The organism is Chryseobacterium flavum, assembly GCF_003385595.1.
Lineage (GTDB): Bacteria > Bacteroidota > Bacteroidia > Flavobacteriales > Weeksellaceae > Chryseobacterium > Chryseobacterium flavum.
The window spans coordinates 74596-98038 of the sequence record NZ_QNUE01000007.1; the positions used below are offsets into that span (position 1 = coordinate 74596).

The 23443-nt window shown below is 35.8% G+C and carries 25 protein-coding genes; 15 read left to right on the forward strand and 10 right to left on the reverse strand.

Going from position 1 to position 23443, the window contains the following annotated elements; genetic code table 11:
• Window positions 1-83 precede the first annotated feature (83 nt).
• Both DRF59_RS10485 and DRF59_RS10490 read right to left on the reverse strand, forming a co-directional pair.
• Window positions 84-896 carry an enoyl-ACP reductase FabI gene (locus DRF59_RS10485; RefSeq protein ID WP_115959446.1) on the reverse strand — a complete coding sequence of 271 codons (813 nt, stop codon included), beginning with the start codon at window positions 894-896 and terminating at the stop codon, window positions 84-86.
• Window positions 897-1015: 119 nt separating this feature from the next.
• Window positions 1016-1315, reverse strand: coding sequence for a hypothetical protein (locus DRF59_RS10490; RefSeq protein WP_115959448.1), 300 nt, complete (start codon window positions 1313-1315; stop codon window positions 1016-1018).
• A gap of 143 nt (window positions 1316-1458) precedes the next feature.
• On the opposite strand from DRF59_RS10490, the gene DRF59_RS10495 reads away from it, so the two are divergent.
• The 3 genes from DRF59_RS10495 (at window position 1459) to DRF59_RS10505 (ending at window position 3337) form a co-directional block, all read left to right on the forward strand.
• Entirely contained in the window at window positions 1459-2019 is a 561-nt protein-coding gene (locus DRF59_RS10495) for a DNA-3-methyladenine glycosylase I (RefSeq protein ID WP_115959450.1), read from the forward strand.
• Window positions 2020-2156: 137 nt separating this feature from the next.
• The gene (locus DRF59_RS10500; RefSeq protein ID WP_115959452.1) at window positions 2157-2579 is read left to right on the forward strand and encodes a MarR family winged helix-turn-helix transcriptional regulator; all 423 of its coding nucleotides are present in this window, start codon (window positions 2157-2159) and stop codon (window positions 2577-2579) included.
• Window positions 2576-3337, forward strand: a complete 762-nt coding sequence (locus DRF59_RS10505) for a Rossmann-fold NAD(P)-binding domain-containing protein (protein ID WP_115959454.1) — start codon at window positions 2576-2578, stop codon at window positions 3335-3337. Before DRF59_RS10500 ends, DRF59_RS10505 begins: the two co-directional genes overlap by 4 nt.
• An 88-nt stretch (window positions 3338-3425) precedes the next feature.
• Here the strand turns inward: DRF59_RS10505 and DRF59_RS10510 are convergent, their stop codons facing one another.
• Both DRF59_RS10510 and DRF59_RS10515 read right to left on the reverse strand, forming a co-directional pair.
• On the reverse strand, window positions 3426-4280 hold the full coding sequence (locus DRF59_RS10510) for a nucleoside phosphorylase (RefSeq protein WP_115959456.1): 855 nt from the start codon (window positions 4278-4280) through the stop codon (window positions 3426-3428).
• A 20-nt stretch (window positions 4281-4300) separates the two neighbouring features.
• The gene (locus tag DRF59_RS10515) at window positions 4301-4771 is read right to left on the reverse strand and encodes a hypothetical protein (RefSeq protein ID WP_115959458.1); all 471 of its coding nucleotides are present in this window, start codon (window positions 4769-4771) and stop codon (window positions 4301-4303) included.
• Between the two features lie 224 nt (window positions 4772-4995).
• Here DRF59_RS10515 and DRF59_RS10520 point away from each other — a divergent pair, with 224 nt between their 5' ends.
• Window positions 4996-6825 carry a cytochrome-c peroxidase gene (locus DRF59_RS10520; protein WP_115959460.1) on the forward strand — a complete coding sequence of 610 codons (1830 nt, stop codon included), beginning with the start codon at window positions 4996-4998 and terminating at the stop codon, window positions 6823-6825.
• A gap of 143 nt (window positions 6826-6968) precedes the next feature.
• On the opposite strand, the gene DRF59_RS10525 is transcribed toward DRF59_RS10520, so the two are convergent.
• Window positions 6969-7379: a helix-turn-helix domain-containing protein gene (locus DRF59_RS10525; RefSeq protein WP_115959462.1), complete on the reverse strand. Its 411-nt coding sequence runs from the start codon at window positions 7377-7379 to the stop codon at window positions 6969-6971.
• 346 nt (window positions 7380-7725) lie between these two features.
• On the opposite strand from DRF59_RS10525, the gene DRF59_RS10530 reads away from it, so the two are divergent.
• Entirely contained in the window at window positions 7726-9879 is a 2154-nt protein-coding gene (locus DRF59_RS10530; protein ID WP_115959464.1) for an alkaline phosphatase PhoX, read from the forward strand.
• Window positions 9880-9929: 50 nt separating this feature from the next.
• Complete coding sequence (locus DRF59_RS10535) at window positions 9930-10829, forward strand: leucine-rich repeat domain-containing protein (protein ID WP_115959466.1); 900 nt, start codon at window positions 9930-9932, stop codon at window positions 10827-10829.
• 2 nt (window positions 10830-10831) lie between these two features.
• Here DRF59_RS10535 and DRF59_RS10540 read toward each other — a convergent pair whose 3' ends face one another.
• A complete protein-coding gene (locus DRF59_RS10540) occupies window positions 10832-11155 on the reverse strand; it encodes a translation initiation factor (RefSeq protein ID WP_115959468.1) in 324 nt (107 codons plus the stop codon).
• A gap of 183 nt (window positions 11156-11338) precedes the next feature.
• On the opposite strand from DRF59_RS10540, the gene DRF59_RS10545 reads away from it, so the two are divergent.
• The 6 genes from DRF59_RS10545 to DRF59_RS10570 all read left to right on the forward strand — a co-directional run bounded on the left by DRF59_RS10545 (window position 11339) and on the right by DRF59_RS10570 (window position 17255).
• On the forward strand, window positions 11339-12268 hold the full coding sequence (locus DRF59_RS10545; protein ID WP_115959470.1) for a DUF2268 domain-containing putative Zn-dependent protease: 930 nt from the start codon (window positions 11339-11341) through the stop codon (window positions 12266-12268).
• A 137-nt stretch (window positions 12269-12405) separates the two neighbouring features.
• Complete coding sequence (gpmI, locus tag DRF59_RS10550; protein ID WP_115959472.1) at window positions 12406-13947, forward strand: 2,3-bisphosphoglycerate-independent phosphoglycerate mutase; 1542 nt, start codon at window positions 12406-12408, stop codon at window positions 13945-13947.
• Between the two features lie 149 nt (window positions 13948-14096).
• Window positions 14097-15074 (forward strand): acyl-ACP desaturase, encoded by a 978-nt coding sequence (locus DRF59_RS10555; RefSeq protein ID WP_115959474.1) that lies wholly within the window; start codon window positions 14097-14099, stop codon window positions 15072-15074.
• A gap of 97 nt (window positions 15075-15171) precedes the next feature.
• The gene (locus DRF59_RS10560; RefSeq protein ID WP_115959476.1) at window positions 15172-15603 is read left to right on the forward strand and encodes a BT0820 family HAD-type phosphatase; all 432 of its coding nucleotides are present in this window, start codon (window positions 15172-15174) and stop codon (window positions 15601-15603) included.
• A gap of 75 nt (window positions 15604-15678) precedes the next feature.
• The gene (gene map / locus DRF59_RS10565) at window positions 15679-16488 is read left to right on the forward strand and encodes a type I methionyl aminopeptidase (RefSeq protein WP_115959477.1); all 810 of its coding nucleotides are present in this window, start codon (window positions 15679-15681) and stop codon (window positions 16486-16488) included.
• The gene (locus DRF59_RS10570; RefSeq protein WP_115959479.1) at window positions 16488-17255 is read left to right on the forward strand and encodes a class I SAM-dependent methyltransferase; all 768 of its coding nucleotides are present in this window, start codon (window positions 16488-16490) and stop codon (window positions 17253-17255) included. Before map ends, DRF59_RS10570 begins: the two co-directional genes overlap by 1 nt.
• 93 nt (window positions 17256-17348) lie before the next feature.
• On the opposite strand, the gene DRF59_RS10575 is transcribed toward DRF59_RS10570, so the two are convergent.
• Window positions 17349-17678, reverse strand: coding sequence for a DMT family transporter (locus DRF59_RS10575; protein ID WP_115959481.1), 330 nt, complete (start codon window positions 17676-17678; stop codon window positions 17349-17351).
• A 72-nt stretch (window positions 17679-17750) separates the two neighbouring features.
• The gene (locus DRF59_RS10580) at window positions 17751-18314 is read right to left on the reverse strand and encodes a Crp/Fnr family transcriptional regulator (protein WP_115959483.1); all 564 of its coding nucleotides are present in this window, start codon (window positions 18312-18314) and stop codon (window positions 17751-17753) included.
• Between the two features lie 266 nt (window positions 18315-18580).
• On the opposite strand from DRF59_RS10580, the gene era reads away from it, so the two are divergent.
• Both era and DRF59_RS10590 read left to right on the forward strand, forming a co-directional pair.
• A complete protein-coding gene (gene era / locus DRF59_RS10585; RefSeq protein ID WP_115959485.1) occupies window positions 18581-19456 on the forward strand; it encodes a GTPase Era in 876 nt (291 codons plus the stop codon).
• A 66-nt stretch (window positions 19457-19522) separates the two neighbouring features.
• On the forward strand, window positions 19523-19951 hold the full coding sequence (locus DRF59_RS10590; RefSeq protein ID WP_115959487.1) for a DoxX family protein: 429 nt from the start codon (window positions 19523-19525) through the stop codon (window positions 19949-19951).
• Between the two features lie 58 nt (window positions 19952-20009).
• Here the strand turns inward: DRF59_RS10590 and DRF59_RS20765 are convergent, their stop codons facing one another.
• Window positions 20010-20171: a bacteriocin-like protein gene (locus DRF59_RS20765; RefSeq protein ID WP_157967448.1), complete on the reverse strand. Its 162-nt coding sequence runs from the start codon at window positions 20169-20171 to the stop codon at window positions 20010-20012.
• Window positions 20172-20290: 119 nt separating this feature from the next.
• Between DRF59_RS20765 and DRF59_RS10595 the strand changes: the two genes are divergently transcribed.
• Entirely contained in the window at window positions 20291-22693 is a 2403-nt protein-coding gene (locus DRF59_RS10595) for an alpha/beta hydrolase family protein (protein WP_185144918.1), read from the forward strand.
• Between the two features lie 40 nt (window positions 22694-22733).
• Here the strand turns inward: DRF59_RS10595 and DRF59_RS10600 are convergent, their stop codons facing one another.
• Window positions 22734-23423, reverse strand: a complete 690-nt coding sequence (locus DRF59_RS10600) for an HAD family hydrolase (protein WP_115959489.1) — start codon at window positions 23421-23423, stop codon at window positions 22734-22736.
• Between the last annotated feature and the right edge of the window lie 20 nt (window positions 23424-23443).

A 23443-nucleotide genomic window follows, 5' to 3' on the forward strand; every position in this document is an offset into this window, starting at 1 on the left:
TCATATTAAATATTATTTTTATCAGAATGGGCGGCCTCATATAGAGGCCGCCCATTATTTTTTTATATAAAATATTTTCCGGATTACGATTCAATATTATACCTGTTGATCACTTTCTGAGTAACTCCTGAGCTGCTGAAGCCTCCGTCATGGAACAGATTCTGCATCGTTACTTTTTTAGTAAGATCAGAGAAAAGGGTAACACAATAATCTGCACACTCCAGTGCTGTAGCGTTTCCTAGCGGAGACATATCTTCAGCATATCCAAGGAATCCACCGAACCCTTTCACACCACTACCTGCAGTTGTCATTGTAGGAGACTGGGATACCGTGTTCACACGTACCTTTCTTTCTCCCCAGTAGTTTCCGAAAGTTCTTGCGATGCTCTCCAGATAAGCCTTGTTATCAGACATATCATTATAATCCGGGAAGGTTCTCTGAGCAGCAATATAAGTAAGCGCCAAAATGCTTCCCCATTCGTTCATACAGTCTTTTTCCCAGGCTACACGCATTACTTTATGGAAAGAAACCGCTGAAATATCCCAGCCTTTTTCCAACCAGTCGTAGTTCATTTCTGTATAATGCTTTCCTTTTCTTACGTTGATAGACATCCCGATAGAGTGAAGGATAAAGTCGATTTTTCCAAATTTTGCAACAGCGGCATCAAAAAGTTTTTCAAGATCTTCTACAGAAGTGGCATCAGCACCTATTACTTCAGAACCTGTTTTTTCTGCTAAACCATTAAGTTCTCCCATTCTTAATGCGATAGGTGCATTAGATAAGATAAATTCAGCACCTTCCTCATGGCATCTTTCAGCAACTTTCCATGCGATAGATTGTTCATTAAGGGCTCCAAAAATAATTCCCTTTTTGCCTTTAAGTAAACCGTATGACATAATTTTTTAATGTTTATTATGATACAAATGTAACAATAATTGTGCTTATGGCATAATAAAAATGGAGCCTTATCAATTTAAGACTCCATTTTCTTGAAAATATTTATATGACTGAAATACTAATTGGTTTTCTTGTTCCACTCTGCTTTTACATCCTCTGCTGCATCTTTGGTTTTTTCCCATGCATCATTGGCTTTGTCTTTTATATCATCCCATGCATCGGAAACATTAGCTTTTACCCTGTCGAGCCAGTCTTCCTGATTAGCTTCTTCATCATTATTCCTCTTTTCATTAATGTAATCTTTGGCTCTGTCTGCCAATTCATTGATTTTCCACTTGGCTTTATCTGCGGCATTGTGTAATGAGTTTTCTACATTGTTTACTGCATTTTCTGCTTTGTTATACTCTGAATTGTTCATAATACTATATTTTAAATTTGGATTGTGTACTGATAATTTAACAATAACCATTCCTAAAATGAATTACTATTGTTAAACTTTTCATAATCTTTTATTGTTCTTCTGTAAATGAATATTAATTTTAATCCATAAATATTATTGTTATGGAAAAAATTCGTTGTGGCTGGTGTGAGAAAGATGATCTGTACAGAAAGTATCATGATGAGGAATGGGGAAAACCCGTATATGATGACAAAACAATTTTTGAATTCTTAATTCTTGAAAGTTTTCAGGCAGGATTAAGCTGGTATACCATATTGGCTAAAAGAGATAACTTCAGAAAGGCTTTTGATTATTTTGATTATAAAAAAATAGCTGCTTATTCTGATCAAAAAATTGAAGAGCTGATGAATGATCCCGGAATTATCCGGAACAGACTTAAAATATTGGCAGCAGTAACCAACGCCGGAAAATTTATGGAAGTGCAGAAGGAATTCGGCTCTTTTTCCCGGTATATCTGGGGCTTTGTAGATGGAAAACCTGTAGATCATAAGCCTGCCACTTTATCAGATGTACCTGCAACAACTGTTGTTTCTGATATGATAGCGAAAGATCTGAAAAAAAGAGGGTTTAAATTTATGGGACCTACTGTAGTTTATGCACATATGCAGGCAACCGGAATGGTGAATGACCACATTGTAAGTTGTTTTACAAGAAAAAAATAAAGGTTCAGAATCAGGTTTTTATTTTTCATACATAAAATACCTTGTTTTAAAGATGACCAGTTACATTTCATAAAATATTTTAAACAAAAATATTGTGCACTAAATAATTTGTTACTTTTGTAACTTAAAAAATTATTATGAATCTTTCTGAACATATATGTTTTAAGACCTATGCTGTTTCCAGGTATATTACAGGGTTATATAAACCTCATCTGGATAAAATTTCATTGACATATCCCCAATATCTTGTAATGGTTGTATTATGGGAATACGGTGGAATGAGTATTGGCAGAATCGGAGAATACCTTCATTTAGATAATGGTACACTAACACCTTTGCTTAAGAGGATGGAGAAGAATGGCTTACTGATCAGAACCAGAAGCTCAGAGGATGAAAGGGTTGTTATTGTTACATTAACAGAAAATGGAACGAAGCTTAAAGATAAAGCCAAACATATCCCTAATGCAGTTCAGAAATGTATGGATCTCGATAATGAAACAAAGACCCTGCTAATGATACCATTGAATAAAATATTGACCGGATCAAACTTCAGAATATGAAAAAAATAGGAATAATAGGACATGGCTGGCTGGGAGAGAGGCTGGCAACTTTAATGACCGGCCGATATGAGATATATACCACCGCCACTACAGAAGATAAAGCTATTGCACTGAGTAACAAAGGATATTGTGCTGTAGCAGCCAATTTTCCGGATTATCAGCTGGGATTTCCTTACCCGAAATGGGATATAATCAAAGACCTGGATGTCTTAATTATTACCATTCCGGTTTCAGATAAAAGCTGCTGTGTCAGCTCATTATATAACCGGATTCAGAATTTATCGGCATTCATTGGTGATTTCAAGGGGCAAATGTTTTTAATGAGTTCTACAGGAGTATATCCGGACCTTTTAAAAGAATATAAAGAAGAAGATATTCCTTTGGAAAGTATTGCGGGAGAAAGAATGATCAGAATGAGGTATCCACAGGTAAATATTTTAAGATTAGGGGGATTGATGGGAGATAACAGGCTGCTTAAAAACTATAATGTTACCAATCTTGATTTTGCTGTTAACCATATTCATTATATTGATATAGCTGCAGCTATTTTAAAAATGATACAAAACGGAACAAAATCATCACTGTATAATGTAACGGCTCCTCTCCACCCCACAAAAAAACAAGTGATCAATACTCAAAAAAATTTACCGGACATAGAGATGGAAGAAGTGAAGGGCAAGAAAGTTTTATCTTCAAAACTTGAATCAGAACTGGATTTTATTTTTCAGTATCCCGATCCCAGGTATTTCCATGTATAGGTTATTTTTTCTGATTATTATTCAGAAACATATTAAAAAAGCTATTCCCTGCCGGAATAGCTTTTTGTTATTATAACTATTAGGTATTTTATTTAATTATTCGTTCCAATACCCATTCAATAAGATTTTTTTCAGAAGCATGGTGGTCTGCAGAGAATTCTCCACGTCTTCTGTTGGCAATTACATTATTTACTGTAATTGCTTTATGCCCTAATAATTTTGAAAGTGCATAAATAGCAGAAGTTTCCATTTCAAAATTGGTGATACCCAGATCATTTAAAGTTTCCAGGAATTGATCATCCACTGCTTTCAGACGGAGCTGTCTTCCCTGCGGAGCATAAAATCCCGGAAATGTCGCTGTATTACCATGATATTTGGCATCTTTGTAATAGTCTCCCATTTCTTCTGCCCAGTCTGAGAAATATAGCATAGGCTTGATTCTTTCATAAGGAAATCTTTCAAGGAAACTTTTTGAGAATTCATTCTCAAAGTTGTAATCCTGATAAAAATGCATCAACCCGTCCAGTCCTACTACATTCCGGGTCACCAGCATATTGTCCACCTGTACTTCCGGATTTACACTTCCGCAGGTTCCCATACGGAATAGTTCAAGCGCTTTATGCTCAGTTTTAAACTCTTTATTTTTAAGATCAATATTTACCAGGGCATCCAGCTCATTCATCACAATATCAATGTTTTCTGTACCGATACCTGTGGACATTACTGTGATTCTCTCGCCACGAAGTGTTCCTGTGTGCGTATAGAATTCTCTTTTATTTTTTTTGACCTCTACAGTATCAAAGTATTTTGAAACTTTTGCCACTCTGTCCGGATCACCTACAAGGATGATTTTATCCGCAATATCTTCAGGTAAAAGATTCAGATGGTATACACTTCCGTCATCATTCAGAACAAGCTCTGAGGCTGCAAGTTTATTTAGCATAATGTATATTTTTTTGTTTTTTAATTAATAAAAATCGCTCCTTTATAAGGAGAGGACATAAGCTCATAAATAGAGTCATATTCCTCTACAATTCTTTTTTGTCCCTGATAAACTTCATAAACTGTGACTACAGTTTTCTCCAGATTCTTAGGGTCTTTTCTCTGGGAAGTAATCTCATAGAAATGCTCATCTTTTTTAAGAACAGAGACCAGTTCTTCTTTGGTCGAATTATTAGAGGCCATCATCCCCGGGAACTCCATAACAATGTCCTTCAGCTCAGAATAATTCTTATAAAGTTTTGTAACTCCGTTTGAATATACGTAAACATTTGGGATATCTTTATCTTTCTCAAGCCGGATGAGGTAATAATCATTGCCTTTTTTCTCTGCATAAACAGCCATTTCCTGCTTTTCCTGTTGGTTTTTCTTTTGTGAAAATGCGGAAAGCGAAAGGAAAACTGCTGAGATTGCAAATAATAATTTTGTTTTCATAGTTATTATGATGGTTTGATGTGTATTAAATTAAATATCCTCTCCCGGTAACCTTCAGCATTATTTTTTACAGTCTTTAGAAAGAACCGTACTTTTTAGAATAATGATCTTGATTTTTGGGGTTTAAAATTAATAAAAAATATGTTACCAAAAATATAAACATTTTTTAATCTGCCATTAAAATTAAGATAATATGCAATCGATAGTTTTGCCGCTAAAAATTCATGAGATCATATCCACTGCTTATTATAGCCCTTTTAACAGGATTTGCAGTAATGTCTTTCAACCCGGTTTATAAGGGTAAGCAAAGTGAAAGCTCCTTTATTAATAAAGGCTTGTCGGATTTTAAAATTAAGCTTGAGCAGTTAAAGTCTGATGTTTACCGTTTCTCGGAGGATAAAATTTCTCTTGAAGCGTTACAGCAGTCTCTGAAGAATACCAGAAATTCTTTTAAAGAAATCGAATTTTACGTTGCTTATCATTATCCTGAATTTACAAAAACACACCTCAATGCAGCCCCATTATTTCATATAGAGGCGGCAGGTACATCAGCTTATACACTTCCGCCGGAGGGTCTTCAGGTTTTGGATGAGCTTATCTTTTCTGAAGAAGCAGGACATGAAAAGGAAAAGATCAAAACCATTACTGATTTTTTGTATAACAGCTATTCAGGATTCTATCTGAGCGCTGTTAAAAATGGATTGAGCAGAGGAAACAATAAAACGCTTCCTTTACGTATAGAGCTTATCAGGATTTATACATTAGGGGTAACCGGATTTGATACACCGGGTTCTCTCAATATTTCAGAAGAAGCCGGTGCTGCTTTTTCGGGTATCCGGAAATACATCAGTGATGACCCTTATTTTAAAAACTATAATACGGCAAAAGCCTACCAGATATTATCAGATGGAATTACTTATTTGTCTGTGCATAAGGATTTTGAGACTTTTGACAGAATTGAATTCTATAAAAAATACATTCAGCCTTTGTATGAAGAATTAGGAAGATGGGACGGAAGACCTGATGATCTTAAGGAATTTTCGGGCTGGAATGTAAATAATACAAATATTTTCAACAGTGATTTCTTAGATCCTTACTTTTATACATTACTAAAAGGTTCTGAAGATACTGACGAGATCCGAAATCTTGGAAAGTCAATTTTTTATGATCAGAATTTAAGCGGAAACAATAAAATGAGCTGTGCTACCTGCCACCTTCCTGAAAATGCTTTTACCGATCTTAAAATAAAATCACCTAGTAATATTGACGGCAAAACGGTATTAAGGAATTCTCCTTCATTGTACAATGCGGTTTTTGCCAAAAGATTTTTCTATGATCTGAGAGCTTTTTATCTTGAACAACAGGCGGAACACGTTATCTACAATAAAGAAGAGTTCAATACCAGTTATGAAGAGATTATTGCTAAATTAAAGAAAAGTACAAGGTATAAAACAGCTTTTCGTAATGCTTTTAAAGACGGGAAGATCAGTAAAGAAAACTTTTCAAAAGCACTGAGTTCATATGTTGCTTCCCTATATTCTTTTGACAGCGATTTTGACCGTTTTATGAGGAATGAGCAAAATATTTCCGATGAGGTGAAAAAAGGATTTAATTTATTTATGGGCAAAGCCAATTGTGCCACCTGCCATTTTGCACCTCATTTCTCAGGACTGGTACCACCTTTTTTTAATGAAAATGAATCTGAAGTATTGGGAATTACTACAAAACCCACCAAACAGCTTCCTGTGCAGCTTGATCAGGATTTAGGAAGAGGAAACAGTCCTGTGAAAAAGGAAAAGTCATGGATTTATGATTATTCTTTTAAAACAGTAACAGTAAGAAATATTGCCCTTACCAAACCGTATTTCCATAATGGAGCTTTCAATACTCTGGAAGAGGTTCTCGATTTTTACAATGAAGGAGGAGGCGAAGGATTGGGATTAAAAATGAGAAACCAGACGCTGGCACCAGATAAATTAAACCTTACTGAAACAGAAAAAAAACAAATCATTGCCTTTCTGAATGCTCTTACGGATGTGAGTAAAGCGAAATAGGCGCGTTGCGGGTTGCGAGATAAGTTTGAGAGGAATGATATAGTTTTAATAAAAATAGGTTAAATTTTGAAACTTGTGTAAATGTGACCTATGCAAGTTTCAGAATTTAGCCTAAGTTTTTCAGAACGGATCAATCTGTCTGTTTATTTACTTTGAATCAGCTTTTCCAGCTTATCAATCATTTCTTGCTGTTGTTTTAGCATGCGCTCATAGAGTTCAACCATTTTGTCAAGAGGATTGAAGGTGGGTTGGTTATTAAAAAAGGCTGGTTGTTGACAATTATCAAAAGAGGCTGTATTAGAAATAATGTTTATCGCTTGTTCTTCATCAAAATTCTCAATTGCTTCTGTCGGAACCTTCAGAATCTGAGCTACCTGTGCCAGAACATCAGACTCTACTGTTTCTTTTTGCTCCAAAAGAGAGACTTTCTTCTGACTCCAATCGTCACCTAATTCAAAAGCTAAGGTCTCCTGCTTGATACCTAGCATTTCACGGAAACGTTTAATATTTCTGCCCTGATGTATTTTTTTGTTTTGCATAGCTGTGTCAATCATAATAACAAATATAAAGTTTTAAGAGATAAGAATAAAGCTTGCTTTTAAAATAAATTATCTTCTAAAATATTCTTGTTTTCAAATAAAATTTCCTTCTCTGGCAGATTTATATTGTTGAATATATCGTGTTTGGAATCAATCTATAAATAAAATAATTATACTTCATTCCAAACCCCGCACACATCAAACCCTAAATCCCGCATCCCGCGCCATTTAACACAAAATTAATCCCCTTAACATTAGGTTTTTGATAAGTTAATATTTACGGATCTATATTTAAAATCCTATTAACAGAGGAAAAGTTCCAAAAAAATAGTTTTGCAAGGTCTAATAAATCAATTTTAAAATGAAGAAAAAACTACTAACAATCGGAGCATTGGCTTTACTTGCAGGTACAGTTGTTCAGGCCCAGACCTTTATTTTCAACAAAAACTCAGCATGGAACTACAAAGATCTTGATCAGGCCCAGCCGGACGGATGGAAAACCAAAACATATGATATTTCTTCCTGGCCGGTAGGAAATGGTCCTTTAGGGTATGGAGATCCTGTAACAACAACCATTCATAATGGTGCTACCGGACTTCTTACTGCTTATTTTGCAAAAGACTTTACAGTAGATTTATCTACACTTTCGGATCATATGGAACTTGGAATTATGAGGGATGACGGTATCGTGGTATACCTTAATGGTGAAGAAGTTGTGAGAGACAACATGCCTGCCGGGGCCATCACTTTTAATACCCTGTCAAGTACAATTATAGATGGAGCAGCAGAAAGTACCTATAACATTTTCTCTATTCCGAAATCAAAATTTGTAAATGGAGTAAACAGAATCTCCATCGAGCTTCACAACAGAAGTGCAGGAAGTTCCGATCTTAGAATTGATGCCTATCTGAAAACAATTCCTGCAACTACAGCATGTAACGGAACACATATCAGCTGTTTTACCTCTATTGTTCCTACAGCCCAGACCAATAAGCTGATTATTCCTGCAGAACATAAGTATCAACTGATTCTTAAAGAAGGAGATAATTATACAGAAGGTGGTGGATTGGTTGGTGGACAGAATGATTTTACAGCTTACGTAGCCAAAACAGGAAGCAGTACCAATGGATATCTTTCGGTAAACCACGAAACAAATCCGGGAGGTGTTACCATGGCTGAGATTAACTATAATGCTTCTACGAAACTGTGGCAGTTGACTAAGTCCAGAGCCGTAAGTTTCTCAGCTCCTAGTTTAGTACAGACCATCAGAAACTGTTCAGGGGGAATTACTCCGTGGGGAACAGTTGTTACAGCAGAAGAATCAGTAACTTCCAATGATGTAAATAATGATGGTCATAAAGATTATGGATGGTTTGTTGAGATTGATCCCGCAACGGCACAGGTAATCTCTAAAAATCCGGATGGATCAAAAGGTAAGCTTTGGCAAATGGGGATTATGAATCACGAAAATGTGGTAATTAACAATGCCGGAACTATTGCCTACTATGGAGAAGACGGAGGTACTCATATGGTATATAAATATGTAATGGATACTCCCAATGATCTTTCTTCAGGGAATCTTTACGTATTAAAACTAGACCAGGGGCTTACTACTGCAGGAGATCCGGTAGGGACTACTGCAACGTGGATCCAGGTTCCTAATAAGGACGCAGCAGATCAGAATAATACATCTCAGCTGGCCTATTCATTAGGAGGAACTAAGTTTAATGGAGTGGAAGATGTGGATATCAGTCCTCTGGACGGAAAAATCTATTTTACAGCAAAAGGATTAGATAGGGTATACCGTTTACAGGATAACGGAGCTACAGCTTCTCAGGTAGAAACATTTGCAGGAGGTGCTTCTACATCATATTCTTTCAATACCTCTCAGGGAATGATGTCTGAGGCGTGGGGAGATGGTAATGATAACCTTACATTTGACGAACTTGGAAACCTTTGGGTCCTTCAGGATGGAGGTAAAAATTACATTTGGGTAATTGCACCTGACCATACGCAAGCTAATCCGAAAGTAAGGCTGTTTGCTTCTATGCCGGCAGGATCAGAGCCTACAGGATTAACATTTACACCTGATCATAAGTTTGGATTCTTCTCGATTCAGCACCCGGACTCAACTATTTCTACAGATGTGGATGCTACCGGAAATACAATTGATTACAGAGGGAAATCTGCAACAATTGTTGTGGCCCTTAAAGCTAATTTAGGAACAGACAGTACTTTAGGGACCATAGAAAATAATGTTACGGAAAATACCATAAGCATAGCACCAAATCCTACCTCGGGAATCGTTAAGATCAATTCGGCAAAAGGATTAAAAGATATCTCGGTAACAGCCTACAGTATGGATGGGAAAATAGTTTATACCAAGAAATTTAATGGTTTAAATAAAGTACTGGATCTTGATTTTACTTCACAATTGAATGCATCCCGCACTTTAATTTTAAATATTGAAGCGGAAGGAGGTTTCCAGAAAACTGTAAAACTTTTAAAGAAATAATCTATTAATAAATTCTGTCTGCAGGCAATTGCCTGCAGACATTTCTGTTTATGAAAAAAATTTTCCTGTTTATTTCAATGTCTTTTCTTGTTCTGGCAAAAGCCCAGATCGATCCGGTTAAATATCCTACTTTTACAAATATTGAAGATGCTTTGAACAGTAAAAAAGCTGTTTATAGTATGAGTTTCAGAGAAAAAGGATTGTTTAACCTTCCACCTCAGATTACGAAGCTGGATTCACTGTTCTTTCTGAATATTATGGGAAACAATTTTGAAAAAATGGATCGGGAAATATTTGAGCTGAAAGAACTGGAAATATTGAATGTTAATGGAAACAGTATCAGGTATATTCCTGATGAAATCGGAAAGCTTAAAAAGCTGGTAAGTTTTTCAATGAATCTGAACAATCTCACAAGCATCAATCCAAACCTGTCCCGGCTTCAAAAATTAAAAGTAGTGCATTTTGATGCGAATAATCTGAATGTTTTTCCAGAGGCACTGATGGAAATTGCTGCTTTGGAAGAAATTAACCTTCAGGGGAACCAGATCAGTTTTATTGCCGGTGGTATTAACCGTATTAAGAATCTGAAATTTTTAAATCTTTCTGATAATCAGATTAATGATCTGGGTAATTTGTCTTTTCCAAAAAATATAAAATATCTTGAATTACAACAGAATGCTATTGTAAAATTACCGGTAAACCTGTTTAAAGCTCAGAATCTTGAATTTCTGAATGTAAGTGATAATCATATTACAGAAATTCCTTCAGAAGTAAAAGGGCTGAAAAATATCGTCAGTATGAACCTGGCTAATAATAAGATTACAGACATCCCTATGGAAATCAGACATCTTAAAAAACTTAAAACTTTAATTCTTTCAGGAAATCCTATAGAAAAATTTAAAATTGAAAAAATAAAAACCTTACTGCCGGAAACCCGGGTTTATTTCTAAACCTATCCGCCAACACGTTTGGTTTTATATCCCATATCTTTAAGGATATTCATTATTTTATCACGATTATCTCCCTGAATGATAATCGTTCCATCCTTCTCAGAACCGCCTATTCCTAAGGTGGTTTTTATTTTCTTTGAAATTTTCTTTAATTCTTCCTCACTTCCTTCCCATCCCTCAACAATGGTTACAGGTTTTCCGTTTCTTCCCTTTTTTTCAAATTTACATACCAAAGGTTCTTTCTGCCTGAATTCTTCTTCAGGCATTTCAAAATCCTGTTCTTCATGATCAGGAAAAAGATTCTTTAATTGATCTCGTAAGTCCATAAAGCAAAATTAAAAAGATTTATCAATTAATGCATGAAAATAATCCTGAAATTTTAAGACGGCTTATCACTAGCATCTTTAATTTTACAGGAATGATGTTGGTTTTAAGCAGGCATGATAAAGTGAATATTTTATATAAGTTTTTTATACTTTTATCGTTGATATACTATTTAAAAAACTAATATGAAAACCAGGTATTTTTGTACAGTACTTTTTTTGTCTTTTGGAATTATAAAAGCTCAGACCGCTTTTTCCAGTGATCCCTTAAATGCAGTGTTTGAAACGAAAGATACGGACCGCTTCTGGAAAGCATTTGATAAAATAGAAAAATCCGGGCAAAATCCTTTTACAGATTATATCAAAGACGGCTCACCCGGAGTAAAAGGTTTTATAGAATTCAGAATTATTAATGCTGATTCTTTATATTCAAAAGTGAAAAAAAGAAGGGAAGATTATCTGAAAAGCCGGAATGTACTGGCAGGGATAAATCAGAAAGAAAAAAAGACCAGAGCTGTTTACAGTGCATTAAAATACTGGTATCCGGAAGCTAAGTTTCCCCCGGTATATTTTGTGTATGGAAGGTTCAATTCAGGAGGAACAGTTTCCGGAGACGGAATTATAATCGGAACTGAAATGCTTAATAATCTGGATGGGGTTGTACCTCTTATTGCTCATGAATTAATCCATTTTCAACAGAATAATAAAGGTAAGGAAAATCTGTTAAAACATTCTCTCACAGAAGGAATTGCCGATTTTGTCAGTGAACTGATATCGGGAGAGAATATCAATACAAAGGCATTCCTGTATGGAGAGACACATTCGGATGAGCTATGCAGGGAATTTGTGAGCAGATTAAGGGGAGACGATCAGACGGACTGGCTGTATGAAACCAGTAAAAAAGATGATCGTCCCAATGATCTGGGATACTGGATGGGGTATAAAATTTCTGAGGCATATTTCAGAAAACAACCTGATAAGCATAAAGCGATCCATGAACTCTTAAATATCCAGGATCCTCTTTTACTTTTGAAAGAAAGCGGCTTTTTAGATCAGTATATCAGAGAATATGCAAAGAAGAACCATACAGAATTTGATGATTTTTTTAAAAACTGACTTCTCTGTTAGCGGCCTGATGATTTTTTTTTGATAGACAAATAAAACTGCTTGATCATCAGGAATAATAAAATTCAGGTGTCAAATTCTTTTATTCATCGGAAATTAGGTAAATTTGTATACAAAAGTTATACAAAATGTCAAAAAAAGCAATACTTGCAATACTTGACGGATGGGGATTGGGAACAAACCCTGACGTTTCTGCCATTGATAAAGCAAATACACCATTTATAGACAGCTGTTACAAAAAATTTCCACATACGACCCTTGAAGCAAGTGGTTTGGCGGTTGGGCTTCCTGACGGGCAGATGGGAAATTCTGAAGTAGGACACATGAACCTTGGTGCCGGAAGAGTGGTTTATCAGAACCTGGTAAAACTTAATATGGCTGTTGAGAACGGAACTTTAGGACAGGAGAAGGTGATTCAGGATGCTTTTGAATATGCCAGAAGAGAAAACAAAAAAGTCCACTTTATAGGATTGGTTTCCAATGGGGGAGTTCACTCGCATATTAACCATCTGAAGGGATTACTGACTGCTGCAAAAGAATTCGGATTAAATGAAAATGTCTTTGTACATGCTTTTACAGATGGAAGGGATTGTGATCCTCATTCAGGGCTTGGATTCATTGATGAGCTTCAGAAGCATATGGAAATGACTACAGGGAAACTGGCAACAGTGGTAGGGCGATATTATGCGATGGACAGGGATAAAAGATGGGAACGTGTAAAACTAGCTTACGATGCTCTTGTGGAAGGTGTAGGATTACAAACCACAGATGCATTGGCTGCCATTCAGAACTCTTATGATAATAATGTTACTGATGAGTTTCTGAAACCCATTATTTTAGTAAATACTACCGCTACGGGAAATGTGGTTCCGGTAGCAAAAATTATAGATAATGATGTAGTTATCTGTTTCAATTTCCGTACAGATAGAGGTAGAGAGATTACTGAAGTGCTTTCTCAAAAGGACTTTCCTGAATTCTTTATGCGTAAGCTGAACCTTTATTATATTACATTGACAAACTATGATAAAACATTCCAGAATGTTCAGGTTGTTTTTGATGAAAATGTGCTGACGGAAACGATGGGAGAAGTCCTTGAAAGAAACGGAAAGACTCAGATCAGAATTGCGGAAACTGAAAAGTATCCTCACGTTACTTTTTTCTTTTCCGGAGGACGGGAGCAGGAGTTTGAAGGAGAAAGGAGATTACTGTGCCCGAGTCCGAAAGATGTGCCTACTTACGATCTAAAGCCGGAAATGTCTGCTTATGATATCACTAATGCAATCGTACCGGAACTGGAGCAGGGAACTGCTGATTTCGTCTGCCTGAATTTTGCCAATACAGATATGGTAGGGCATACCGGTGTTTTTGAAGCAGCTGTTAAAGCGGCAGAAACGGTAGATCAATGCATTGAAAAAGTAGCTACTGCAGCTTATGAGAATGGATATGCTGTTTTCATATTGGCTGATCATGGTAATTCTGATGTGATGATTAACCCGGATGGCACTCCAAATACACAGCATTCAACCAACCTTGTTCCTTTTATTGTGATGGATAAAGATCATACCTGGAATTTAAAACCTGGTAAGCTGGGAGATGTAGCCCCTACAATTCTGAAAGTGATGGGTGTGCAGATACCGGATGCTATGACCGGAGAGGTTTTAGTTAGTTAAAATTTAATAATATTGTTAAAAAAATGCCGTTATAATCATATAATGGCATTTTTTATGATTTATATCAGATAAGGTATGAGTTGCATACTTTTATTATGCGTTAAATAATAAATAAGTTATATCTTTGTAAATTAAAACTGAATAGTAAAATGTATCAAAAGCTTGTTAGGAAAGAAGTAATGGGAATATTGGAAAAGGAAGTAGGTTCTTTTCTTGAAAAATTTTTAACGCCAATTGAAAAAATATGGCAGCCTTCAGACATGCTTCCGGATCCTTCAAGCGATGATTTCAAACATGATTTAGAAGAAATTCAGACGTATGCCCGTGAAATGCCCTATGATCTTTTTGTTACTCTGATAGGAGATTGTATTACGGAAGAAGCCCTTCCATCTTACGAATCCTGGTTAATGGGAGTAGAAGGAATCGATCAGGAAGAAAAAGTGGGTTGGGCAAATTGGGTAAGAGCATGGACTGCAGAAGAAAACAGACATGGTGATCTTCTGAATAAATATTTATATCTGTGTGGAAGAGTAAATATGAGAGAAGTGGAGATTACCACTCAATATCTGATTAATGACGGTTTTGATCTGGGAACGAGCATGGACCCATACAGAAACTTTATTTATACAAGCTTTCAGGAAACAGCAACCAATATTTCCCATAGAAGAGTAGGAACATTAGCGAAGCAGTCAGGAAACGGAAAATTAGCTAAAATGTGTGGTGTTATTGCAGCAGATGAAGCAAGACATGCTAAAGCATATAAACATTTTGTTGCTAAAATTCTTGAAATTGATCCTTCAGAAATGATTCTTGCTTTTGAAGATATGATGCGTAAAAAAATTGTAATGCCAGCTCACCTGATGAGACAATCCGGGCAGAAAGCGGGAGAACTTTGGGGACATTTCTCTGATGCAGCTCAAAGATGTATGGTGTATACAGGACAGGATTATATCAATATCCTGAAAGACCTCTTGGATGAATGGAAGATTGAACATGTAAAAGGACTTACAGAAAAAGCAGAAAAAGCTCAGGAATACCTGATGAAACTTCCTGCAAGGCTGCAAAAAATTACGGATAGGGTATCTACACCCGATCTGCAGTTCCAGTTCAACTGGGTAAAAAGCTAGCAGAACCATATTATTATTTAAAATATAAAAGTATTGAGTGCCTTTCTTTTTGGCACTCTTTTTATTTCTTATCTTTGCAAAGCTAAAAAAAGACAAAATGTTACATAATAAAAAGATTGCTGTTGACTTTGACGGAACCATTGTGGATGATGCTTATCCGGCAATTGGAAAACCGAAAATATTCGCTTTTGAGACCCTGAAAAAACTTCAGTCTGAAGGGTACAGACTCATTCTTTGGACCTATAGACATGGAAAAACGTTAGATGAGGCAGTAGAATTCTGTAAAAAAAACGGGATTGAATTTTATGCTGTAAACTCAAGTTTTGAAGGTGAAGTTTTTGATTCTGAAACCCAGTCCAGAAAGCTAGATGCAGATTGGTTCATTGACGACCGGAATTTAGGAGGTTTCCCGGGTTGGGGCGAAATTTACAACATTATTCAGGAAAGAATTGAGTTCCGTGTAGAAGGAAAAGAAGTTCTGGCCTATTCAAAACTTAAAAAAGAAAAGAAAAAAGGACTTTTCTGGTAAAATAAAATAACAAATCAGTATCAGCCTGGCAATCAGACTTATGCTGACATATTAATACATTGGTAAATTAAAACAATGATTCAATTAAAAACAATAGACGAGTTACGTCTTATGAAGGAGAGTGCCCGATTGGTTTCTAAAACATTGGGAATGTTGGCTAAAGAAATCAAACCAGGGATTACAACCTTATATTTAGATAAACTGGCACATGACTTTATCAAGGATCATGGGGCTGAACCTGCATTTTTAGGTTATGGAGGTTTCCCCAACTCTCTGTGTATTTCTCCGAACGAACAGGTAGTTCACGGTTTCCCTAATAATGAAGTAGTAAAAGAAGGAGATGTTCTTTCTGTAGATTGCGGGGTAATCCTGAACGGTTTTGTAGGAGATCACGCCTATACTTTTGAAATTGGAGAGGTAAAGCCTGAAGTTAAAAAGTTACTGCAGGTTACTAAAGAATCTCTCTATAAAGGAATTGAACAGTGTATCAGAGGCAAAAGAATCGGAGATATTTCTCACGCTATTCAGGCACATTGCGAAAAAGAAGGGTATGGAGTTGTCAGAGAGCTTGTGGGACATGGACTGGGAAGACAGATGCATGAAGACCCTCAGGTACCTAACTACGGAAGACAGGGGAGCGGAAAAGTGATCAAAGACGGTTTGGCTATTGCTATTGAACCCATGATCAACCTTGGAACTGAAAAAGTGAAATTTCATAATGACGGATGGACAGTAACTACTTTAGATAATATGCCATCGGCTCACTTTGAACATGATGTAGCTGTGATCAACGGTAAACCTGTATTGCTTTCAACATTCCAGTATGTTTATGAAGCATTGGGGATCCAAAGTGATGAGGAGAAGCCGTTCCAATTGGATTTTTAATGAAGAAAATAACCAAGCTTTTACTGAATAAGATTCCACGTCCCATGCTTATTAAGATGAGTATATGGGCGAGACCTCTTATTTACCAGTTCTTTAAAGGAGATGAGTTTTATGACCCAATAGACGGGAGGTCATACAGGAAATTTCTTCCCTATGGCTATGGAAAACAGAGAGAGAATGCTCTTTCCCCAGGGACTTTAAGCCTTGAAAGACATCGCCAGATGTGGCTTTATCTGCAAAATGAGACCGACTTTTTTATTAAAAATTATAAAGTTCTGCATATTGCACCGGAGCAGGAATTTCTGAGGAGATTTAAAAGGATGAGTAATCTTAATTATATTTCAGCAGATCTATATTCTCCTATTGTAGATGTAAAAGCTGATATTCTGGATTTACCTTTTGAAAATGAAAGTTTCGATATTGTTTTTTGTAATCATGTTCTGGAACATATTGAAGATGATGCGAAGGCAATAAGTGAGCTATATAGAGTAATGAAACCGGGAGGATGGGGGATTTTTCAGGTTCCGATGAAAAACTCCCTGGAAAAAACCTATGAAGATTTTACAATTAAAGATCCTAAAGAACGCCAGAAACACTTTGGACAATATGATCATGTCCGCTGGTATGGAATGGATTATTTTGACCGTCTGAAAAAAGCAGGTTTTGAAGCAGAACCGAATTTTTATTCACAAAAATTTTCAGACGAAGAAATTAAAAAGTATGGGCTGAGACAAAATGAAATCTTACCTGTAGTATACAAAAAATAGAAACTGTCACTTAAGCAGTTGTAAAAAAACCGTCTTCAGCAGTATGAAGACGGTTTCATTTTTATGATAGATAGAAAGTGTATCCTGTAATGTTTAATGGGAAGAAACAGCTTTTAAACCGACCACAGAACCAATAAGGGTAATAATAAAAAATATTCTCCAGAAACTTATCGGATCCTTAAAGAAAATAATTCCCATTAAGGCAGTTCCTACAGCGCCAATACCTGTCCATACGGCATAGGCTGTCCCGATTGGTAATGTTTGTGTTGCCTTGATCAGTAGAAGCATACTGATAGTCATCGTTACCAGAAACCCTGCAAACCAGTAATACGATTCTGTTCCTGATGTTTCTTTTGCTTTTCCTAAACAAGAAGCGAACGCAACTTCAAATAATCCGGCAATAATTAAGATAATCCAATTCATTTTTAAATTTTTCTTTCTGCAAATTTCAGAAATCAGAAGAAAAAAAAATTTTACAATTGTTAAAAAATGATTTTATCTTATTTCAGCCCGGATCCGGCTGAGACTTACTTGTGTGATGCCAAGGTAAGAAGCAATATATCCAAGCTGTACCCTTTTTAATAATTCAGATTGATAGGTCAGAAGATCTTTATATCTTTCGAGAGAAGTTTTAAATTGTCTTGAAATAATCAATTCTTCTGATTTTATCATTTCTGTCTCCGCAAGCTTTCTTCCCCAGTTCGCAATGTGAATATCTTCATGAAACAGCTTTCTGAGTTCTTCAGTTTCTATCCTGTAGAGATCACAGTCTTCTAGAAGTTCTATACTTTCATACCCCGGTTTATCTTCTACATAGCTTTTCATAGAAATGACTGTCTGGCCTTCACTTCCAAACCAGAATGTAATATCATTTTCTGAAGTGGTGGCATAGGCCCTGGCAATTCCTTTACGTATAAAATAGACATATGGAATAATTTTATCTGCTTCCATCAGACAAAAACCTTTAGGGTATGAAATCTCTGTTATATGTTCTTTCAAGCTATTTTTAGAAGCTTCAGGAAGTATATAGATGCGGTCAAGAATCTGGTCTATATTCATAAAATGAATTCTGTTATTCAAAAATATCAGTTTTAAGTAATGTGATACAAAAAAAATAATAATTTTATAAAAAAGGTTAGTAAAGTAATCCGATTCGTCAAGTCAGTTTAAATACTGTAAACCGAATATAAAATCTGTTCTCTGCAGTGTTTATTTTTATAACAGCATTTAAAGGCTAATAACTCTCTTTTTTCTGTTTAATATTAAGATTAGACCAAAAGACCGATTTTGTTTTACTAACTTTGCATTTCGTAATATAATTTTTTATGCACAAAGCAGGATTTGTAAATATAGTTGGAAAGCCCAATGCAGGAAAATCCACCTTACTTAACCAGTTAATGGGAGAGAAGCTGGCAATTGTAACGCAGAAAGCCCAGACAACACGTCACCGGATTTTTGGAATTTATAATGAAGATGATCTCCAGATTGTATTCTCTGATACCCCGGGAGTTCTGGATCCAAAATATGGTCTTCAGGAGAAAATGATGGACTTTGTAAAGGATTCCTTACAGGATGCGGATGTATTTCTATTTATAGTAGATGTTACTGATAAAGCTGAACCTTCAGAATTCTTAATTGATAAGCTGAATAAAATTCCTGTTCCGGTTCTCCTTTTATTAAACAAGGTAGATCAGACGACTCAGGAAGGTCTTGAAAAATTAGTGGAAGACTGGCATAGCAGGATCCCGAAAGCTGAAATTCTTCCTATTTCGGCATTGAATGCCTTTAATACTGAAATCATTTTACCAAAGATCAAATCTTTATTGCCGGAGAACCCTCCATACTATGATAAAGACCAGTTCACAGACAAGCCGGAGAGATTTTTTGTGAATGAGGCTATCCGTGAAAAAATCCTTTTAAATTATGATAAAGAAATACCATATTCTGTAGAAGTGGTTACTGAACAATTCAAGGAAAAGGAAGGAATTATTTTTATAGATTCTATTATTTATGTAGAAAGAGATACACAAAAAGGAATTATTATAGGCCATAAAGGTGAGGCGATTAAAAAAGTAGGAACCGAAGCCAGATTGGACCTTGAAAAGTTCTTCTCCAAAAAAATCCACCTGAATTTATTTGTAAAAGTGAAAAAGGATTGGAGAAAGAATGACAGAGACTTGAAAAATTTCGGATACAGATAAACTAAAAACGCCGGGAGACCGTTGTATTAAAAGATTTTTATTACCTTAGACTAAATTTTTCAGTACATGAACTATAATAATACTAATTCCAGCTCAATACTTAAAGATATTGTTTTATTTGCTGTGAGAGTCTTTGTAGGTTTTGCAATGCTTTCTCACGGATTTCCCAAGCTTCAGATGTTATTGGAAGGCGGTAAAATTGAATTTTTTGATTTCATAGGACTTGGGCCTCAAATATCTCTTGGACTTACTGTATTTGCTGAATTTGTTTGTTCAATTCTACTGATATTAGGACTCTTTACCAGAGTTGCTTTAGGTTTTCTGGTTTTTACAATGGCTATTGCTGCGTTTTTTGTTCATGGAGGAGATCCTTTTGAAAAAAGAGAAATGAGTCTTATCTATCTTTCAGTTTACCTTCTGTTAATAGCATGTGGTCCTGGAAAAATTTCTGTTGATCATATGATTGAAAAGCGGAAAAGAGCTTCTGACTGGTAATAAGGAAAATTTATAAATGAAAAGAGGTATCTCATTTGCGGGATACCTCTTTTTTTGTTTACGATTTGCAAGGAGACGAGGAAGGAATACAGTCCCAGATAGGAGTTTCATATTCAGTCCATCCTACAATACAGGCTCTATATCCTGAGCCACATGAAGGTGCATTTCCTCCCATAATCGTTTTCAGATTTCTTTTTGATAATTTTCTTAAATTTTTCATATTATTTCAATTTGTAGAATAAAAGTAATAAAAAAAATGTATTAAGACACTAAAAAGTGTTTTAATTTTAATGTTAAAAATCTTTTAAAATTCACTACATTCGTAGGAAAATGTATTAAATGAAGATAAAACTGACTATTTGCCTTTTGGCATTTCTTAATTTTTATGATGCACAGGAAAATATTAATTACCAAAAGCCATCCGCAGAAATTTTGAAATTGGCAGACTATGAAAGACCTCCGGGCGTATTGATGAACAGTAAAAAAGATTGGGTTGTTTTCACATACCGTCCAACTTATAAAACATTACAGGATCTGAGCCAGCAGGAAATGAAATTGGGAGGGTTAAGAATTAATCCTGTTACTAATATTGCAAGTACTGTGACTTACTTCAATAATCTTAAGATCAGAAAGATTAATGAAAAGAATGAAGTCCAGGTAAAGAATTTACCTTCAAATGCTAAAATAGCATATGTTTCATTCTCTCCTGATGAAAAGAAGCTTGCTTTTACCAATACAACGAACAAAGGAATTGAGCTTTGGATCATAGATATGGAAACGGCTATTGCTAAAAAACTTACTGAAGATACATTGAATGCAAACTTAGGAACACCTTATGTCTGGTTTAATGATTCACAAAGTATGCTGATCAAGACTCTTCCTCAGAACAGACCAGCTTTAATAGATTCAAGTAAAGACCTGCCGACCGGCCCGATTGTTTCTACTGCTGATGGAAAAGTTTCTCAAAACAGAACCTATCAGGACCTTTTAAAGAATCCACAGGATGAAAAGAATTTTGAGGTTCTTACTGCATCTGAAATATACAGTGTAGACCTTAGCGGAAAGCTTAAAAAAATAAAAGATCAGGACATGTATACCGGACTGAGCTTTTCTCCTGACGGAAATTACGTAATGGTATCGGTTATTAAAAAACCGTTTTCCTATATCGTTCCACTCAACAGATTTCCGTCAACAACGGTTGTATATGATATGAAAGGAAATGCTGTAAAAACAGTGAATGAAGTTCCTTTGAATGAAATAATGCCAAAAGGTTTTTCATCTGTAAGAACAGGAAAAAGAGCTATGGCATGGAGAAGTGATGCTCCTGCTACTCTTACCTATGCTGAAGCTTTGGATGGAGGAGACCAGTCTAAGGCAGCAGACTACAGAGACGAGATATTTACCTGGGAAGCACCATTTACAGCAGCTCCGAAATCTTTTTTCAAAACAAAGCAGAGATATGAAGATATAAACTGGACCAATGATCACTATGCAATCGTTTCTGAAGGCTGGTATGATACCAGAAATACAAAATCTTTCCTGATCGATTTTAATAACGGAGAATCAAAAGTGATTGATGATAGAAATTATCAGGATGTTTACAGTGATCCCGGGCAATTTAATACCGTTAAAAATCAATACGGAAGAACGGTTATTGACATAAAAGGAGGAAAAGCTTATCTGATAGGGGAAGGGTTTACAAAAGATGGGCAGCACCCTTTTATTGACGAAATGGATATTCAGTCATTAAAGAAAAAGAGACTTTATACTTCGGATATTAAGAATGCCAAAGAAAGCATTATCGACATTCTTAATCCATCAAAAGGTGAGATCCTGACCACACAACAGTCTTCTAGTCAGTATCCGAATTATTTTAAAAAGAATATCAAATCCAATAAAACAGAACCGGTCACTAATTTTGCGAATCCTTTTGAGAGCATTAAAAATGTTTATAAAGAGGTAATAACATATAAGAGAAACGATGGTGTTACGTTAACAGGGACACTTTATTTGCCTGCAAACTATGACAGAAAAGCGAAGAAAGAAAAATTACCATTGCTGATCTGGGCTTATCCTACAGAATATAAAGATAAGAATACAGCAGGGCAGAACACCCAGAACCCGAATGATTTCACTTTCCCGTATTATGGCTCTTTTGTTTACTGGACAACCAAGGGATATGCCGTTTTGGATGACGCTGCTTTTCCGATTATAGGTGAAGGAAAAACAGAACCCAATGATACCTTTATTCCTCAGCTGGTAGCGAATGCTGAAGCAGCTATCAATGCCGTGGATCAGCTAGGATACATTGACAAAAAGAAAGTAGCTGTAGGCGGGCATTCTTATGGAGCCTTTATGACCGCAAATCTTTTAACACACTCTAATCTTTTTGCATGTGGAATTGCAAGAAGCGGAGCATACAACAGAACCTTGACTCCGTTTGGATTCCAGAGTGAACAGAGAAATTACTGGGATGTTCCTGAAATTTATAATGCAATGTCTCCGTTTATGAATGCTGATAAGATGAAGACACCGCTTCTTTTGGTACATGGTGATGCTGATAATAATCCTGGTACATTTACGCTACAGACAGAAAGATATTTCCAGGCATTAAAGAATCTGGGCGCTCCGGTAAAAATGGTATTGCTTCCAAAGGAATCTCATGGATATCAAGCTAAAGAAAATATCTTACATCTTTTATGGGAACAGGATCAGTTCCTTGAAAAATGTCTGAAAAAATAATAAAGTTATAAGAAGCCTCGTTCAACCGAACGAGGTTTCTTTATAAATATTGTAAGATCTCATCAATGCTTTTCAGTTCCATAAAGTGTTCATGTTCCAGATTAAGATCATGCTGTTCATGGCTCCATGTAACATGATAAGGAATATGGGCTGCAAATCCTCCTGTTTCCAGAACAGGCAGAATATCTGATTTCACAGAATTTCCAAGCATTAAAAAGTTCTTCGGCTGACAGTCCAGATGTTTCAGCAATTTTCTATAATCACTTTCCTTTTTGTCACTCATAATCTCAATGTGATGGAAATAATCCTGTAATCCCGAATTTCTCAGCTTACGTTCCTGGTCTAATAAATCTCCTTTTGTTGCGACTACAAGTCTGTATTTTCCTTTCAGATTTTCAAGTGTTTCCGTTACACCATCCAAAAGAATGATGGGTTTCTGAAGAAGCTCATGGCCCAGTTCAATTGCTTTACTGACTAATGATAAAGGAGCAGTATGGTTTGAAACTCTGCTGATAGTTTCAATCATACAAAGGATAAATCCTTTTACCCCATAACCATATAAATGAAGATTCTGCATTTCCGTCCTGAACAGTTCCTGTGACACTGAATGTTGCGGAAGATAATCTTCAAGTAAAATACAGAACTCTTTTTCAGCTTCCTGAAAGTAGGGCTCATTGACCCACAGAGTATCATCGGCATCAAAGGCGATTGTTGTTATGTGATTATTCATTTTAGTTTTTGTAATTTTCT